Source organism: Gemmatimonadaceae bacterium (assembly GCA_016720905.1).
GTDB lineage: Bacteria > Gemmatimonadota > Gemmatimonadetes > Gemmatimonadales > Gemmatimonadaceae > Gemmatimonas.
On record JADKJT010000034.1, the window covers coordinates 26,828 to 43,071 of the forward strand.

Annotated in this window: 15 protein-coding genes; 3 read left to right on the forward strand and 12 right to left on the reverse strand. The window is 63.8% G+C overall.

All coding sequences use genetic code 11. From position 1 onward, the window contains the following. Positions 1 to 2: 2 nt before the first annotated feature. Genes IPP90_21400 through IPP90_21410 form a run of 3 tightly spaced genes read right to left on the reverse strand, consistent with a single transcriptional unit; the run spans position 3 to position 1,366 of the window. Complete coding sequence (locus IPP90_21400) at positions 3 to 476, reverse strand: NADH-quinone oxidoreductase subunit C (protein MBL0173188.1); 474 nt, start codon at positions 474 to 476, stop codon at positions 3 to 5. A 2-nt stretch (positions 477 to 478) separates the two neighbouring features. Further along, positions 479 to 997 carry an NADH-quinone oxidoreductase subunit B gene (locus IPP90_21405; GenBank protein ID MBL0173189.1) on the reverse strand — a complete coding sequence of 173 codons (519 nt, stop codon included), beginning with the start codon at positions 995 to 997 and terminating at the stop codon, positions 479 to 481. A gap of 3 nt (positions 998 to 1,000) precedes the next feature. Beyond that, a complete protein-coding gene (locus IPP90_21410; GenBank protein MBL0173190.1) occupies positions 1,001 to 1,366 on the reverse strand; it encodes an NADH-quinone oxidoreductase subunit A in 366 nt (121 codons plus the stop codon). 310 nt (positions 1,367 to 1,676) lie between these two features. Here IPP90_21410 and IPP90_21415 point away from each other — a divergent pair, with 310 nt between their 5' ends. Further along, positions 1,677 to 2,651, forward strand: coding sequence for a MarR family transcriptional regulator (locus IPP90_21415; GenBank protein MBL0173191.1), 975 nt, complete (start codon positions 1,677 to 1,679; stop codon positions 2,649 to 2,651). A gap of 6 nt (positions 2,652 to 2,657) precedes the next feature. Here the strand turns inward: IPP90_21415 and IPP90_21420 are convergent, their stop codons facing one another. From IPP90_21420 to IPP90_21440, 5 genes are all read right to left on the reverse strand, one after another. Continuing rightward, positions 2,658 to 3,140, reverse strand: a complete 483-nt coding sequence (locus IPP90_21420; GenBank protein ID MBL0173192.1) for a cytochrome c — start codon at positions 3,138 to 3,140, stop codon at positions 2,658 to 2,660. Beyond that, the gene (locus IPP90_21425; GenBank protein ID MBL0173193.1) at positions 3,125 to 3,988 is read right to left on the reverse strand and encodes a DUF1080 domain-containing protein; all 864 of its coding nucleotides are present in this window, start codon (positions 3,986 to 3,988) and stop codon (positions 3,125 to 3,127) included. Before IPP90_21425 ends, IPP90_21420 begins: the two co-directional genes overlap by 16 nt. Before the next feature lie 2,308 nt (positions 3,989 to 6,296). Further along, positions 6,297 to 6,632, reverse strand: a complete 336-nt coding sequence (locus IPP90_21430; protein MBL0173194.1) for a hypothetical protein — start codon at positions 6,630 to 6,632, stop codon at positions 6,297 to 6,299. 48 nt (positions 6,633 to 6,680) lie between these two features. Further along, the gene (locus IPP90_21435) at positions 6,681 to 7,076 is read right to left on the reverse strand and encodes a hypothetical protein (GenBank protein ID MBL0173195.1); all 396 of its coding nucleotides are present in this window, start codon (positions 7,074 to 7,076) and stop codon (positions 6,681 to 6,683) included. Beyond that, positions 7,073 to 7,498: a hypothetical protein gene (locus IPP90_21440; GenBank protein MBL0173196.1), complete on the reverse strand. Its 426-nt coding sequence runs from the start codon at positions 7,496 to 7,498 to the stop codon at positions 7,073 to 7,075. Before IPP90_21440 ends, IPP90_21435 begins: the two co-directional genes overlap by 4 nt. A 93-nt stretch (positions 7,499 to 7,591) precedes the next feature. Here IPP90_21440 and IPP90_21445 point away from each other — a divergent pair, with 93 nt between their 5' ends. Beyond that, positions 7,592 to 7,795 (forward strand): hypothetical protein, encoded by a 204-nt coding sequence (locus IPP90_21445; protein ID MBL0173197.1) that lies wholly within the window; start codon positions 7,592 to 7,594, stop codon positions 7,793 to 7,795. After that, positions 7,792 to 7,989: a hypothetical protein gene (locus IPP90_21450; protein MBL0173198.1), complete on the forward strand. Its 198-nt coding sequence runs from the start codon at positions 7,792 to 7,794 to the stop codon at positions 7,987 to 7,989. Before IPP90_21445 ends, IPP90_21450 begins: the two co-directional genes overlap by 4 nt. On the opposite strand, the gene IPP90_21455 is transcribed toward IPP90_21450, so the two are convergent. From IPP90_21455 to ettA, 4 genes are all read right to left on the reverse strand, one after another. Next, positions 7,979 to 11,593: a CoA activase gene (locus tag IPP90_21455; GenBank protein ID MBL0173199.1), complete on the reverse strand. Its 3,615-nt coding sequence runs from the start codon at positions 11,591 to 11,593 to the stop codon at positions 7,979 to 7,981. The genes IPP90_21450 and IPP90_21455 overlap by 11 nt on opposite strands. A 125-nt stretch (positions 11,594 to 11,718) precedes the next feature. Beyond that, a complete protein-coding gene (locus tag IPP90_21460; protein MBL0173200.1) occupies positions 11,719 to 13,332 on the reverse strand; it encodes an activator of (R)-2-hydroxyglutaryl-CoA dehydratase in 1,614 nt (537 codons plus the stop codon). Positions 13,333 to 13,546: 214 nt separating this feature from the next. Next, positions 13,547 to 14,374 carry a prolipoprotein diacylglyceryl transferase gene (lgt, locus tag IPP90_21465; GenBank protein MBL0173201.1) on the reverse strand — a complete coding sequence of 276 codons (828 nt, stop codon included), beginning with the start codon at positions 14,372 to 14,374 and terminating at the stop codon, positions 13,547 to 13,549. 78 nt (positions 14,375 to 14,452) lie between these two features. After that, complete coding sequence (gene ettA, locus IPP90_21470) at positions 14,453 to 16,129, reverse strand: energy-dependent translational throttle protein EttA (GenBank protein MBL0173202.1); 1,677 nt, start codon at positions 16,127 to 16,129, stop codon at positions 14,453 to 14,455. Positions 16,130 to 16,244: the final 115 nt, after the last annotated feature.

Consider the following 16,244-nt stretch of genomic DNA (forward strand, 5'->3'; position numbering starts at 1 on the left):
GTCTAGAACCGGTACGGGACGAGGGGCTGCTCGAACTGCTTGGGGTAGTCCTTGCGCAGCGGATGCCCTTCGAATCCCTCGTACAACAGGATCGGGCGCAGGTCGTCGTTGCCCTGGAACGTGATGCCATACATGTCGTGACACTCGCGTTCCATATAACCCGCCGAGCCGTACAACGGGCGCAGGGTGGGCACCTGCGGCGCCCCTTCCGGCACGCGGGTCTTGAGACACACCCGCACTTTGTGCGTGGTGGAGTAGAAATGGTGGACGACCTCAAAGCGCAACGCCTGATCGGGCCAGTCCACGGCCGTCACATCAAGGAACATGTCAAAGGCGTGGACCGACTTGAGGCGCTCCACCAGCGCGTAGAGACGATCGGGTTCGGTCTCGTGCACCAGGACGCCATGCGACACCGCCACTCGTCCACTCTGTTCCGAGAACTCCTGCTGCAACACGTCGAAAATGGGAGCGGGCACGGTCAGAACTTGTCGTTGAGAATTTTGTGCTGGCCGTTCGCGATCAGCTCCTGCAGCTTCATAATGCCGTCGATCACCATCTCGGGTCGCGGCGGACACCCGGGGATATAGATGTCCACGGGGATGATCTTGTCGATGCCGGGCAGCGAGGCATAGTTCTGGTAGAACCCGCCGCTGGTGGCGCACACCCCGAAGGCCATCACCCACTTCGGCTCGCACATCTGCTCGTACACTTTCCGCAGAATGGGCGCCTGCTTCTGGGTGACCGTGCCGACAATCATCAGCAGGTCGGCCTGCCGCGGCGAGAAGCGCGGCAGCGCGGCGCCGAATCGGTCGGTGTCGTATTGCGTCGACGCCACCGCCATGAATTCCATGGCGCAACAGGCGGTGACGAACGGATAGGGAAACAGGGAGAACTTCCGGGCCCATCCGACCAGCTCATCCTTCTTGGTCGTGAGGTACTCGAACGTTCCCGCCGGTTGATGCGGCACCGTGACAATAGGGAGGGGCTTCCCGTACATCAGCTACTCCGTGACTGCTTCCAGAAGCCGGGCTTTGTATACGTACAGCAGGCTCAGGACCAGCAGGAAGACAAAGAGGAAGAACGTGAACAACAGGAATCCGGTCAGCGGCTTCGCCCCCAAGGCCCAGATGAACAGGAACATGGTTTCGAGGTCAAACAGAATAAACATGATGGCCACGCCGTAGTACTTGATCGGCACAGCCTTCACGTTGACCGCATCGCTGACCATCACGCCGCACTCGAACGGCTCCAGCTTGATGGCGCTATTGTGCGGCTTGGGCCCCAGCAGCCGGTTGAGCCCCAGCACCAGGCCGACGAACGCGACGATCGCCACCATGTACAGCAGAAAGATGATGTAGGGATTCATCGCGGCCAGCGCTGACGTTCGTGGAGTTCAGGATTCGGTGCGGCAAACCCGGCAGGGTCACGATCACGTTTGTGAACGTGGGAGTGAACGTGCTGCAGGGCCTATGCTGCGTCAAGTCGTAACAGCGCAGCAACTTGACGGTTTCGATGGATGTCGCGTGGCGAAACGGCGCGACGTCAGGGAGACCGCTCGGTTTCGGGGGAAATCCCCGACGGACCACGGACCGCCTCGGCATACCATCGCCGCCGCCGCCGGCACGCATCCGACAATGATTGACAGTTACAACTAGTTTATTGACATTAGCAACTATATGACTACCCACCCCCTCCGCCACACCCGGGACCCCGCGCACGAACACCGCATCGCCCAGGTGCGGCAGTTCAACCGCTTCTACACGCGACACATCGGCGTTCTGCAGCGCGGCCACCTGGACACCGAGTTCTCGCTGGGTGAAGTGCGGGTGTTGTACGAACTGGCGCACCGCGGAACCGCTACCGCCGCCGAACTCGCCGCCGACTTGGACCTCGATGCCGGCTATCTGAGCCGGATGCTGCAAAGCTTCGGCCGCAAGCGACTGGTCGCCAGAAGACGTCACCCGAACGACGGACGTCGGCGTGTGCTCAGCCTGACGGCGGCGGGGCGCGCCACTTTTTCCACGCTCGACCGGGGCGCCATGGACAACGTCGCCCAACTGATCGATCACCTCGAACCCGACCAACGCGCCACGCTGGTGGCGGCCATGCAGACGATTGAGCAACTGCTGCGGCCCGACACGCAATCGCCGCCCGTGCTCCCATCCGCCGGGTCATCAAGTGTGCTGCGTCAACCGGAGCCCGGCGATCTGGGCTGGGTGCTGCACCGCCATGGCGCGCTCTACGCCCGCGAATACGGCTGGGATTGGCGTTTCGAAGGACTGGTCGCCGGCGTGTTGTCGACGTTTGTAGCCAACTACACGCCGTCGCGCGAACGCTGCTGGATCGCCGAGCGTGACGATGCCATCGTCGGGTCGGTGTTCATCGTGCAGGAGTCCGCCGCGGTGGCCCGACTGCGATTGCTGTACGTGGAACCGTCAGCACGGGGTGCCGGCGTTGGACGCGCGCTGGTGCGGGAGTGCATCCGCTTTGCGCGGCGCGTGGGCTATCAGCGCATCACGCTGTGGACCAACAGTGTGCTGGTCGCCGCGCGGCGCATCTATGAAGCCGAAGGGTTCGAGTTGAAGGAAACCGGACTGCACGATCACTTCGGCGTCGAACTGACCGGCGAGACCTGGGAGCTGGTGCTGTAGATCCGATCATGCCGGGGGTTTGGCGCGCAGCGCCTGCTCCAGCTCGCGCGCTGTCCACGGCGTTGTGCGGGACGCCGTGGCCAAACGGATCCGCGTGACCGTGGCCGTGGTAATGGGTGCCGCCTTGTTGCCCCACGACCGACGGACGTAGGTCGCGACGGCCGCCAGTTCCTCGTCCTTGAACGTTGGTCCCCACGTGGGCATTGCGCCGGTGAACGACTCGCCTTCGACTTCGATCTCGCCGACCAGGCCGTGCAGGATGATGCGAATCAGTCGCTCCTCGCTGCCCGTCACCCATTCGCTGCCCACCAACGGCGGGAACTGGCCCGGCAGTCCCAATCCTGACGCCTGATGGCAGGCAACACAGGTGGCCGCATAGATCCTGGCGCCGTCCGCCACCTGCGCCGGCAACACGCGGGCCGCCGGCATCACGGCCAGACACAAACCGGAAACGAGCCACCAGCCCTTCACGCTTACCGTTTGCGACATACCGCCGGATCGGATTTGACGTAGTACGGCTTGTAGTTGGCGGCCTTCGGGTCCATGCAGCCCTTCAGGTTGACGATCTCCACCTTGCGAAAATCAATCGGCGCCGTTTCGGCTTGCAGCGAGATGTAGCCCTCCGACAGCAGCATGCCCGCCACCAACACGCCGGGGTTTGTGTTGTTGGCCGAGCCACCGCCCATCTGCGGCTTGAAGTAGGTCAGTACGGTATCGCCGTTGACGATGTGCTTGATGACCGAATCGCCGAGGACCATGGCCTCCACCCGCACCCACTGATCACCGTCATAGGTGATCGAGTTGGCATTGATGCAGTGCGTGGTCACGAGTTTGTCGTTCATCACGATGTTGGTGCCGGGTGTGCAGAGATTGCCGTTGGTGCGCGTGCCCTGACCCAATCCGCCCAACAGCTGTACCTCCAGCGAAATGGGGAAGTCCTGCTTCAATCCCATGCTCGCCGCCGACTGCGAATGCACCATGATGCCATTGTTGCGAATGGCCCAGCTGTTGCCACCACCCGCCCCGGTCACCTGTTCGCCGACAAAACGATACTCCGCGGCCACGATGTAGTACGAAAAGGGCTTCTTGTAGAAGATGTGGCCGAACTCGCCCGTGAAGTCGGGCCACTGGTCGTAGCGCACCTTCAGCAGGCCGTCTTCCGCGCGGAAGGTATTGCGATAGTTCACACCCATCGGATAGCCCGCGAACTTGATGTCCCAGTCCTTGAGATCCTTGCCGTTGAACAACGGCATCCACTCCATGGACGCCGACGGCGGTGTGGTCGACTGTTTCGCATAGGCCGCGAGTTGGTCGGCATACGCCGATTCCAGGCGCATGATCGACACGGCACGCGCCAGATCCGGCGCGGCTTCGCGACTCGCCCACGCGGCGCGTAACACTGGCTGCACCTTCTCGCTCACCGCCGGCACGGCGCGAGTGCCGCGCACCGATTGCAGCAACACCGAAAAGCCCAGTGCGCGCTGGTTCGATTGCGCGCCGCGTGAAAGGTCGATGAAGTAATCCAGCTCCTGCACGCGCCGGCGATCGCCCACGTAGCGACGCCACGCAGCTTCCACGGGGCCGGCCGTACCGCCCGTATTGGCCGTCGGCTGCGGCGTCACCAGTGCATGCAGATGCGCGGCCGCGTCCAGGCCCGCGCGACCCTGCACGCTGGCGGCCTGACCCAGCAATCGCGCCCGCACGTCTTCGCTGAGTGTCGTGTCCAGCACCGCCGCACGCACCAGCGGCATCGAACCCTCCAGCATGCCACTCTCGGCCGACAACAGTTGCGCCACACCGGCGTGCTGGCCAACACCGAGGGCGTTCCATTTCGCCAGCATCGGGAGCATGCCCGCCTCAAGCCTGGTGTTGCCCACCAACGCGTTCACGATCTCTCCGCGCGTGGACGTGTTCACGCTGGCGACCAGCAGTTCTCTCGCGCCTTGCGGCACCACGCGATTGCGCACCATCTCGTCGGCCAACGACGGCATCTCTGCGGCCGATGCGTCCAACAGGGCGCGACGCAGCACCGTGGCAATGCGCGGACTGCCCTCCCACGGCGTTGGCGCGAAATAGGGACCGATGAACGACGGACGGGTGCCCCACCAATCACCGGCCCAGGCGACCTCGCGGAAGTACAATCGCGCCAGCGCCACCACCAGGTCACGCGACAACGGGCCGCCAGCCGTCGGTCCGGCTTGCTCGATCAGGGCAGACACCACCGCCGGATCGTGCATCTGTTGCAGTGCGCGCAGCGCCCCGGCGCGAACGGCCGGTGCAGTGCCCGTCAGCGCGTTCAATGTTACCGGCCCTGCCTGCAACGACACGAGCGCATTGACCGCGATATGCGCCACGGCGGAGTCTGCGCTGGCGGTCAGCGGAATGATCGACGCGGCCGCATCACGGGCGTTCAGACGCACCAGCGCGGCAATCGCCGCCAGTTGGACGGTGGCGTCGGCATCGGACAGGCTGCGCACGAACACCGCGCGATTGCCCGCGCCGAAATGCGACGGGTTGTCCACCAGCGCGCGGAGCGCGAGGGCCTTCACCGCGGAGTCTGCCGCGGCCTTCAGCAGCGTCGGCGTAGCACGGGCGCCCACCAGCTGCCGCAACGTGAACATGGCCGCCACGCGCGCATTCACCGGCAGCCGCCTGTCCAGGGTGGCGGCGCTGAGACTCGTCACCACACCGCCCTTCACGCCGCGTCTCAGAATTTCGCGCTGCGCCTGCAGGCGACGCTCGGCGCTTGGTCCGGTCAGCTCCTTCAGCAGCACGACGTCGGTCGCGGCCGACATCGTGATGGCACTGTTCGTCGCGCGACCCGCAGGACTCACGCGCACGACAAACCCCACCGAGTCGCCGCCATAGGTGTATTCGCCGCCGGCGAGACTGGCCACGAACATGTTGGATGCGCCATCCATGGCCATGTCCGCGGGATGCGGCACGGAGAGAAAGCGCTCCTGCTTCACGGAATAGCTGCCGCCGACCGGTGTGAGCGGATGACGGAAGATCTGGTTGAGCAGCCAGTCGGCGGTATACAGGTTGTCACCGAAGCCCGCCGGAAACCCGGGGGCGTTCACCCAGAGTCCGCCCGTGCCCGATCCTGAGCCATAGTCGGCCAGCGACCGCATATGCTCGCTGGAGAAATTCTTGTACAAAGTGGGATAACCCATGTTCGCGCCAGCCGGGAGGTAGTGCAGACGGATGTCCCAGCCGTCGCCATCATTGGTGTTGTCGCGCGTGAACACATGCAGCTGCGGATCGACCGCGAGGTCGTAGATGTTGCGCGTGCCCAGGGCATACAACTCCAGACCCGTCCCATCGGGGCGCACGCGCACCACGCCGCCACCGCGCCGCTCAATCGCCGTGCCATCCTTGCCAACGGCGTGGCGATAGCCGTAGTCGCCCACGGCGACATACAACCAGCCGTCGATGCCCATGGTGATGCCATTGGTGGTGTGGTCGGCGCCGCGGAAGTCCAGGCCGAAACCCAGCCCCGTGACAATGTCCTCCGACACATCGGCAATACCGTCACCCGTCGTGTCGCGATACGCCGTGAGATTGGGCGGATGCATCACGTACAACGTGCGTCCGTCAAAGGCCACACCGCGCGGACTGTCCATCTCCGCGAACACCGTGTAGCGATCAGCCACTCCGTCGTGATTGGCATCCACCAACCGTACCACACGTCCTTTTTCCCTTTGCGGCGGTGAGTGACAGGTTCGGATCGACGCAGACGAACACGGCGCCATCGACCGTGCCCGTGAGACACACCGGGTACATCGCCACGGGTGGCGCGGCGAACAACGTGGCCGTGAATCCCTCCGGCACCTTGACCTGATCCAACATGGCCCGCTCACGCGCCGCGTCATGTGGCACCGGTCCACTTCGGGCCAGCGGCTGCGCACCGATGACGGAAGGGATCGACAGCGTGGCGGCAACCAGCGAGATCGTGCGATGGACGAGGCGACCGACGGTCATGAGACGGGGCGTGACAGGTGGGTGAGCAACCATGGGCGATGGAATATGCTACTTCACGTCCAATGAATCGAACGGCCCGCGAAACATCAGCGCCCCGTACGCGCCGGCGAACAGCGCGAACGGCACGGCCAGCAGCCAGAGTGCCCGGGACCCCGCCAGCCCGGTTGCCGCACGAACGATCGTCAGTGCGCTGACGAAGTAGAGCGTTGCGTTGGCCGACACGACTGGCCGTCCGTAGATCCCGCCCAGCACTGCGGAGCGCGAATACCAGTTGAGCACCGCCACGCCGAGCCACGCCGCGGCGAGCAATTGCCCCAGCCACGCAGCTGCGGGTGGATCACCCGGAATCAGCGTCGGCAGGATGACGTCCGAGCCGAACAACAGGGCCAGACCGGTGAGCGCGAGGAATACCGCGCTGGCGCGCGAAATCATGGAAGAGATCATTGTGGACGGGACACCAGCCAGAGTCCGCCCAGACAGAGCGCCACGCCCGCCACACGCGTCGCGGAAAGCGGTTCACGGTAGGCCAGCACGCCAAGCGCCAGCAAGACCACTGCCACCGTCGCGTTGGCGGTCAACGACGCGTTGCTCAGTTGCCAGCCAGCACGATACGCCAGCAGGAATCCAATCTCCACCGCGACAATCCCCACACCTACCAGCACCGTGCTGCCATTCAAACCACGCCACGCCAACCCGAACGACACACCGCGCGCCATGAACGGAATCGTCGCCACGGTAGCCGTAATCGCCACGAGATATGCCGCCAGCGTCGCCACCACCGGGTTGGCATCACGGGGAATGGTGCGTTGGCCGATGTGGTAGATCAGGTTGCCGAATACCACCAGTACGATCGGTAGCCACGCCATGGGAGGTTCAGCGGAAAGAGAAGAGCGCGCCCTGCGAAACGCCGACGCATTACGCTCGGTAATCTACCGGCCGGCGCGACTTGTCGAGTCTTGGTGTACGGCTCTGTGCGCATCGGACAGATGGACGGGTTGCGAGCCGTGGCCCCGCAACTGGAAATCGGAATCGTACAACCCAATCTGGCATTCGGCATGAAGGAGCCGGATCGTCAGGCGTTCGCCCAGCGACCGCTGCGCGATCTGCAGACGCAATCGCATTTGCTGGAGGGCGAGGGTGCCGAATTGCGGCGGCCCGCGTGACGTCGAAGACATATTCCGTCGATCCGTTGGCGCACCCCACCGGAGCGGATCGGCTGCGAGGCAGCGTGGCGATGCTGGACGGCGGGCACACGCTGTTCACGAGTGTTGGCCATGTATTCGCCTATCTTTGCGCGCTCCTGACCATCGTCGGGCTGTTGATACGACTGCCCGCCAGATCAGTGTCTACACCGTGATGACCTGGCCGCGGTACGCCTCGTACGGCGGCTCCTCCACGTCCATCTCGGGCACCGCCGCCACCAGTTCGGCCCGGCGCCGGTTCATGTGCCGATCAATCTCCGCCACGCGTCGCCCCCGATCGACCAGCCGTTCCCGGTGACGTCGCAGGAAATACGCGATGGTCTCTACGCGCAACCGAATGGCGCCGGTCGGCTTGTTCTCGTCGATGTCCTTGAAACTGAAATATGGAGTCCCCGACTGTTCCACAATCTCCTCGACCACGGTGTAGATGGGCGCGTCGTGGCCGCACTTGAAGCTGGACAGCTCCAGCGCCACCAGATTGGGGTGACGCGCGGCATACTTCGCCGCCCACACCTTGCGATTGGTGTTCTCGCTGTACGAGTTCTTCCACGCGTCCTCAATGGACAACGCGCTGTGCATGGCACCGGTGCGCACCTCATCGCCGAACAGACGCTCCAGGATGTCCGGGTCGCGAGGCAACGATTCCGCCGTGAACACGGGAATCCCCAGTTTCTGGAATTCCTCCGGGATTTCGTGGCACACCCCCGGATCATGATGGTACGGCCGGGAGAGAAGCACCACGCCCACCTGATGTGTGCGTTGCAGGTGACGCAACACGTCGCGGGCCTGGTCGCGAATGCGCTGTTCCATGGCATTCAGATGATCCCACGCTACCGCGCAGGCGCGCGCGTTCTCGGCTGCGGACAGTCCCAGCGTGTCATGGAACTCCTGATACATCTGCCGGGCCAGCAGGGCCGGCTCCGTGAAGTTCAGGAACGTGTCCAGGTACCGGATGTGCCGTTCGGCGAACAGGTCGCTCTCTTTCGTGAAGGCCGCCTTCACCGCTTCCGGCGTCGTGGTTACCGTGGGACATGAGCGGCTGTCCACCACGCCGTCCAGGAACGTCGGCAGACTGTCGATCATCGGAAAGAAGATGAAATCGAGCGGACGTTCCATCGAGTGCTTCGCGTACAGCAGGTTGTGCACATGCGGGATGCCGATCTTGCTGGGAAAGCAGGGATCGATCGCGCCGCGCTTGGCCCCGGACTTGTACAGCTCATCGCTGGTGTAGTCGCTCCACACCAGGTTGCGCGACGGCACACCCAGTGACTCGAAGTAGGCCATGAACCACGGGCCCAGCGAATACATGTTGAGCGCGCGCGGCATGCCGATGCGCACCGCCGCGCGATGGCGCATGCGCGCGGTGCGTTCAAGGTCGGCGCGCCGACTGGGCCAGAAGCGTCGCGCGGCGGCGGGGAGCGGATCCGCGACGGACTCCACGCCGGCCGGCAGGAATGCCGCGCGCGCGGCGCGTTCCGCGAAGTTCGGGTTGGCATCACCAATGGAATCGATGCCGGCCTTGATCTCCTTCATGGACGCCAGGTCTTCCACCGTGCCCTTCTCGCACGTGGCGATGATCAGACGCTGTTCGCCGGGTTCCAACGGCACTTTCGACGCCGCGCGCGCCGCCGCCTGCGCCAATACCGTGCGCGCGATATCCTGCTGGTCGGGCGTCACGTCATTCGCCACCGGGACGCTGTCGGCACCGCCCGTGCGCACGTCAATGAACGTGCGCAGGCACTTGTTCTTGCAGAAATAGCAGCGCGTCGCCTCCGACCGCGTGCTACGGAATGCGATGGTCTGCACGCGGTCCAATCCGATGAACGTGGTGCGATGGCCGCGCTCCGTGTGCAACCGGTGCGCCTCCACGGCACAGCCGATGGCGCCCGCTTCACCGCAGAACTTATGCACGATGATCTCGGGCTGCTCCGGCAGTCCGGCAAATCGACTCTCGATGAAATCGACCTGCGCCTTCACGGCGGCCAGATTGTGCTGCGTGCCACCCTGCAACACGAACCGACGACCCAGCTTGGCGATATTGGGAATCTGCGACACGTACAGCCAGATGTTCTTGGGCAGCACGTCACACAGCGCCGCCATGATCTCGTTGGGTGCCCACCCCTGTCGCTGAAAGTCCACGATGTCGGATTGCATGAACACTGCACACCCGTACCCGAAGCTCGGCATCGATTCCGCGCTGAAGGCAATCTCGGCAAACTCCTTCACGGAGTAGCCGAATGTCTGCGCCGTGCTTTGCAGGAAGTACCCGTTGCCGGCCGAACACTGCGTGTTGAGCTTGAAGTCCTTCACCTGCCCGTTCTTCAGCACAATCAGCTTGATGTCCTGGCCACCCACGTCCACGATCACGTCCGTGTCGGGATAGAAATGCAGCCCGGCCTCGGTGTGCGCGACAGTCTCCACCAGCGCCACATCGGCGCGCAGCACGTCTTTCAGCACATCCTTGGCGTACCCGGTGGTGCCCACACCAAGCACCTCGATGGTCGCGCCCTGGTCTTCGATGGCACGCTGCAAATCGGCAACCACATCCATCGTGTCTTCAATGGGATTGCCTTTGGACAGGCGATACGACGTGGCCACCACCTGCTTGCGCTCGTCCAGCAACACCGCCTTGGTGCTGGTACTGCCGCCATCGATGCCGATGAATCCGCGCACCACCGCGTGCCGCGCCACTGGCGGTGTCACCCAGGGTGTCGGGGCATAGCGCCCGCAGAAGGACTCCAGCTCGTCGCGCGTCGACCACAATCCCTTCCCACCGGCCGCCTGCTTCTCGGCAACCCGACCCACGGTGAGATACCACGCGAGTTCGTCGACGCCACGGAAGACCCCGAGGTCCGGGGCGTCAACCAGTTCGGATTTCGCGAACTCCACCGCGCCAATGGCCGCGAAGTACTGCGCATCGGTGGGCACCAGCACCAGCGACTCCAGCGGCGCGTTCCGGTCGTACTCCACCCCGCGCTCGTCCCACAGCGCCTGCAGGTTGCGGCGCCAGCATTCCTGCAGTCCGGCGATGTAGCAGTTGGGACCGCCCAGCAGCAGCACCAGCGGGCGCAGCGTGTGACCGCGCGTGAGCACCGCGAGATTCTGCTGCACGATGGACTCGAACAGCGACGCCATCAGCTCGGGCGCTGGCACGCCCTGCTTCTGCAAGCCGTTGATGTCCGTCTCGGCAAAGACGCCGCACTTTCCGGCCACCGGGTGCAGCTTGAGCCCCGAATAGCCCATGTGGCACAACTCGGCGGCGGCAATGCCCAGCTTCGCCGTCACCTTGTCGATAACGGCGCCGGTACCGCCCGCGCATTTGTCATTCATCGACGGGCTTTTCTTCTTGCGACCCGTGGTTTCGTCGGTGTGAAACACAATGATCTTTGCGTCTTGTCCGCCCAGTTCCACCACGCTTTGCGCGTCGGGATACAGGCGCTCAACGGCAAGACTCACCGCGTTCACTTCCTGCACGAACTTGGCCCCGATGCGTCCGCCAATGGTGGCGCCGCCCGATCCGGTCACGAAGACGCGAAACGCATGCGTGGGCAGCTCCGGATAGCGCGCCTGGATGGCCTGCAGCATCTCGATGCACTTTTCCGGCTGCCGCGTTTCGTGACGCTGATAGTCCTTGGCGAGAATTTCGTCCGTGACCGGGTTGACCACCACGAACTTGACCGTGGTGCTGCCCACGTCCAGGCCGATCAGCAATCCCTGCGGATAGGATGGTGTCCCGGCGAACGGCGGCGCCGGCGCCATGCGGGGCACCCCCGGCGTTCGCGCCGGCTTGGGCGACGTGGCACGACTTTCCAGTTGCACCAGTTTGGGCACGGCCGTTGACGCACCGCTTCCACAGCCGCCGCCCGACGTCCCGCACGAACCGCTCACGCCACGACCGCGACGGCGACGGTGATGGAGGCCGCGCAGATGCCGGCCGCGCGCATCTGCGCCCCGACGTGCAGGGCGAAATTTGCGGCACGACCCACCACACCGGGATGATGCGGGACTTCCTGAAATGGGCGACGCAACTCCCGGCGCGTCGCCACATACTCACGCAGCTCGGCAAGAGAATATCCACTGTCCGCCACCGCGCGGCGGAACTCGTCCTTGCATTTTCCCTTGGCTTCCCCCAGCGCCATCTGCACACGACTGTGCGCATTGATATCACCCTCGCCCGACGTTTCGATCGGGATGTAGATCATATCCTTGAAGTGCGACGTCACCGCGGCCTGCGCACCGTCCGACTGCGTGCTTGGCATGCACCCGAACGGCTTGAGACTAAGCACCATGTGACACAAATCCTTGCTGCTGTAGTAGATGTTCTTGGCCACCTCCAGGTGACCCTCACCACCGCCGGCCCGACTGTTGTAGTACGGATGGCCCACGCGCTGCAATTCCGGCTGGTCCACCAGTTCGTGTGCGGAACCACCCAGCGCGCCGCGGAATCGCTCGTACTCGCGCGTCAGGAGTTTCTGCGCTAACGAGAATTTGTACAACGTCTTGCGCAAGGCGATGGTGCTGGCCACGCGAGCGCGCAGGCCAACGGCGGGCGCGGCGTTTTTTCCGCTGGACAAGCCCGCGCGGTCCTTCGCCGCGTTCACCGACTGGTTCAGCATGTACATGATCCACGTCGTGACCGGCTCCACCAGCACTTCAGCGCCTTCACTTTCGAGGAAGCTGAACATCCGGAAGTTGCCGTCGCCTTCCGTGGTCTGGGCCCAGAATTCGCCGGTGACCTTGCAGATTGGCTTGGGACGCAGGTAGTCCACCTCGATCTCGTCGTTGATCAACGCGCGCGCGGCGGCCAGTGCATCGGTGTAGTGTGTGCCGCGCAGCTGATCCACAAAGGTCGCGGCGGCCACCGCGCCGTTCACCGGCGTCACGCGCGCCAGCAACGCCGCCAGTGCGCCGTCGTGGATGGCGTCGTAGTCCTTGGCGCGCACCGCGTCCTGACACAAGGCCAATCCTTTCGTGAACACGGCGTCGGTTTGACCGCGCGTCACCTCATACGGACGAATCGAGTAGGCGACTTCGTTCAACAGGTCGCCAATCATGAAGCTGTTCAGGACCGAGATGAAGAAGTTCAGGTTGAAATCGATGCCCGCTTCGAGACTGGCCTGGTCCAGGCCTCCCTTCTGCTCGAACAGCACCACCCGAAATCCGTCAAACCCCGCATTGCGCAGGGTCAGGCGATACTCCGCTTCGTACATCCCGAACCGGCACGGACCGCAGGCGCCGGCGGTAATGAACACGTGGTTGTTCAGGATGTCGGCAAGCGGTACCTGCTCGACATCACGTAGTCGGCGCAGGTGATTCACCAGGGCGCCGGTGGTGAAGTAGGTCGGATTGCACTGCCCGTTGTTGCCGAATTCCTTGCCGGCCTGAAAGTCGTCCTTCACCGGCGTGGGAATGATGCCGGCCTCATAGCCCAACCCCTGCAGCGCAGCCAGGATCAACGCTTCATGGCGCATGGTGAGGCCGCCAAACCACAGCGTGATGCGCTCCCGTTCGCCGCGCGTCACGTCGCGTTCCGCGGGACGGCGAAAGTGCTGCGTTGTGCCCTCGCTCAAACCGGCGTTGGCCATGAGGGCGGCGCGTTCAGCGCGCAGCGTGGCCTCCAGCGCATCATCCAGCACCGGCAACGAGACGCCGGACGATCCGGCCGTCGATGGGCGTCCGCGAACATTGGCAATCATGGCTGACCTATGGGAGTTAAGGACTGCGCTGCGTATTCCGGAGCGCTTGCACCAGCAGGAACAGTCCGATGCACGCCGGCACGACGCTCAGCCATTGTCCGGTGTGAATGGGGACGCCAAGCCACTGCTCGATCTGGCGGAAGGGCGTCATTTCGCGAAGCTGTTCCACCCAGAAATCCTTGAACTGCTCCACAAAAATTCGCAAACCGAAGAACACCGTGAGGAAGGTCCCGGCAATGAGGCCAGAGCCGATCGGGCGAATACGTCGCCGTTCCACCTCGCGCAACACGAGGAACGTGACGGGCCCGATCAATCCGTCATACAACTGCGCCGGATGACGCGGGATGGCATCGTGTCGCGCGAACACCACCGCCCACGGCACTGACGTGGCGTGGCCCAGAATTTCCGAATTGAAAAAGTTGCCCACGCGCACCCACCCCCGGGCAATCGCCACGGCGGGTGCGAAGTAGTCGCTCAATTTCAGCCAGGTGATGCCATTGCGGCGGGCGAATACCCAGAGCGCCAATGCCAATCCGACCGCCACGCCGTGTGACGCGATGCCGCCGTCCGCGAGCGCCAGAATGCGCAGCGGATTGGCGAGGTAGTAGCGCGGTTGATAGAAGAAGCAGAACCCCAGCCGTCCGCCAATCAACACCGCCGGCACGCTGATCCACAGCCAATTCCAGGCAAACTCCTCGGACTCGCCATATCGGCGCACTCGCCGATACCACACCGCAAAACCGGTCAGCAGCGCCACGGCAAAGCAGATGCCGTAATAGCGCAACACCAACGGGCCCATACGCCCGATAATCGGATCAACGTTCCAGACGATCGGGCTCGACATCACGCGACGATGGGGGGGCAACCACTGCGTTAGCCGGAAACAACTAACCCATTTCGCATGAAAGGGTAAGAGAAGCCGTTACTTGCGTACCAGCGGCTTGTACTTGATCCGGTGGGGCTGATCCGCGTCCGCACCCTTGCGACGTTTCAGGTCTTCGATGTATGCGCCGTAGTTCCCCTCGAACCACACCGTCTCCGAGTCCCCCTCGAACGCGAGGATGTGTGTCGCAATGCGATCGAGAAACCAGCGATCATGGGAGATCACCACCGCGCATCCGGCAAAGTCCAGCAACGCCACTTCCAGGGCGCGCAACGTGTCCACGTCAAGATCGTTGGTGGGTTCGTCCAGCAGCAGAACATTCGCGCCCGCCATCAGCGTCTTGGCCAGATGCAGTCGGTTGCGTTCGCCGCCGGAGAGATCACCAACTTTCTTCTGCTGATCGACGCCGCGGAAGTTGAAACTGCTCAGGTAGGCGCGGGAATTGAGCTCGCGCTTCCCCACCATGATCTGCTCCACGCCACCGGAAATCTCCTGCCACGCCGTCTTGGTGGGGTCGAGGGTGCGCGACTGGTCGACATACCCGAGGTGCACCGTCTCACCCACCTTAAGCGTGCCGCTGTCTGGCTGCTCGGTACCGATGATCATGCGGAACAGCGTCGTCTTGCCGGCGCCGTTGGGGCCGATCACGCCCACAATGCCACCGCGCGGCAACGAGAACGACAGCTCGTCGTACAACAGCTTGTCACCGTAGGCCTTGCTCACGTGCTTGGCAATCACCACGTCGTTGCCCAGACGCGGCGGCACGGGAATCACGATTTCATTCGTGGACACCTTCTCCTGCTGTTGTTCGCTCTCCAGCTCCTCGAACGCCTGCACGCGCGCCTTGTTCTTGGCCTGTCGGGCCCGAGGTGCCATCCGCACCCACTCCAACTCACGACTCAGGCTGCGCTGACGGGCTGACTCCGTCTTCTCCTCCTGCTGCAATCGGTTCTTCTTCTGCTCCAGCCAGCTGCTGTAGTTCCCTTCCCACGGGATGCCGCGACCGCGATCCAGCTCGAGGATCCACTTGGCCACGTTGTCCAGGAAGTACCGATCGTGGGTAATGGCCACGACGGTGCCGGGGAAATCGGCCAGGAAGCGCTCCAACCATGCGACGCTTTCCGCGTCCAGGTGATTGGTGGGTTCGTCCAGCAGCAACATGTCCGGCTGTTCCAGCAGCACACGACACAGCGCCACCCGACGGCGTTCACCGCCGGACAGCGTGCTCACATCCGCGTCACCCGGGGGCAGACGCAACGCGTCCATCGCGATCTCGATCTTGTTGTCGAGGTTCCACAGGTCGAGCGTGTCGATGCGCTCCTGCACCCGTGACTGCCGGTCCAGCAGCTTTTCCATGGCCGCATCATCCATCGGCTCGGCGAACTTCATGGAGATGTCGTTGAACTCGTTCAACAGTTCGCGCTGCGACTTGATGGCCAGTTCGACATTGCCCCGCACGTCCAGCGTGGCATCCAGCTGCGGCTCCTGCGGCAGATAGCCGATCTTGGTGCCCTGTGCGGCCCATGCTTCGCCCTGAAAATCGTGGTCGACGCCCGCCATGATGCGCAGCAGCGACGACTTGCCGGCGCCGTTGGCGCCCAGCACGCCGATCTTTGCGCCGGGGTAGAACGAAAGCCAGATGTCGTCGAGGATGATGCGCGAGACCGGAACGACCTTGCGCAAACCCTTCATCACGTAAATGAACTGCGGGGCCATGATTGAGACGGGAGACGGGAGACAGAAGACGGGAGACGCCAAGGCGGGCGGTAGAACGGGAGCGGACGGGCAATCTAGCGCGACTGGCCGCCCGCGGACTGCCACGGCTAGGGGA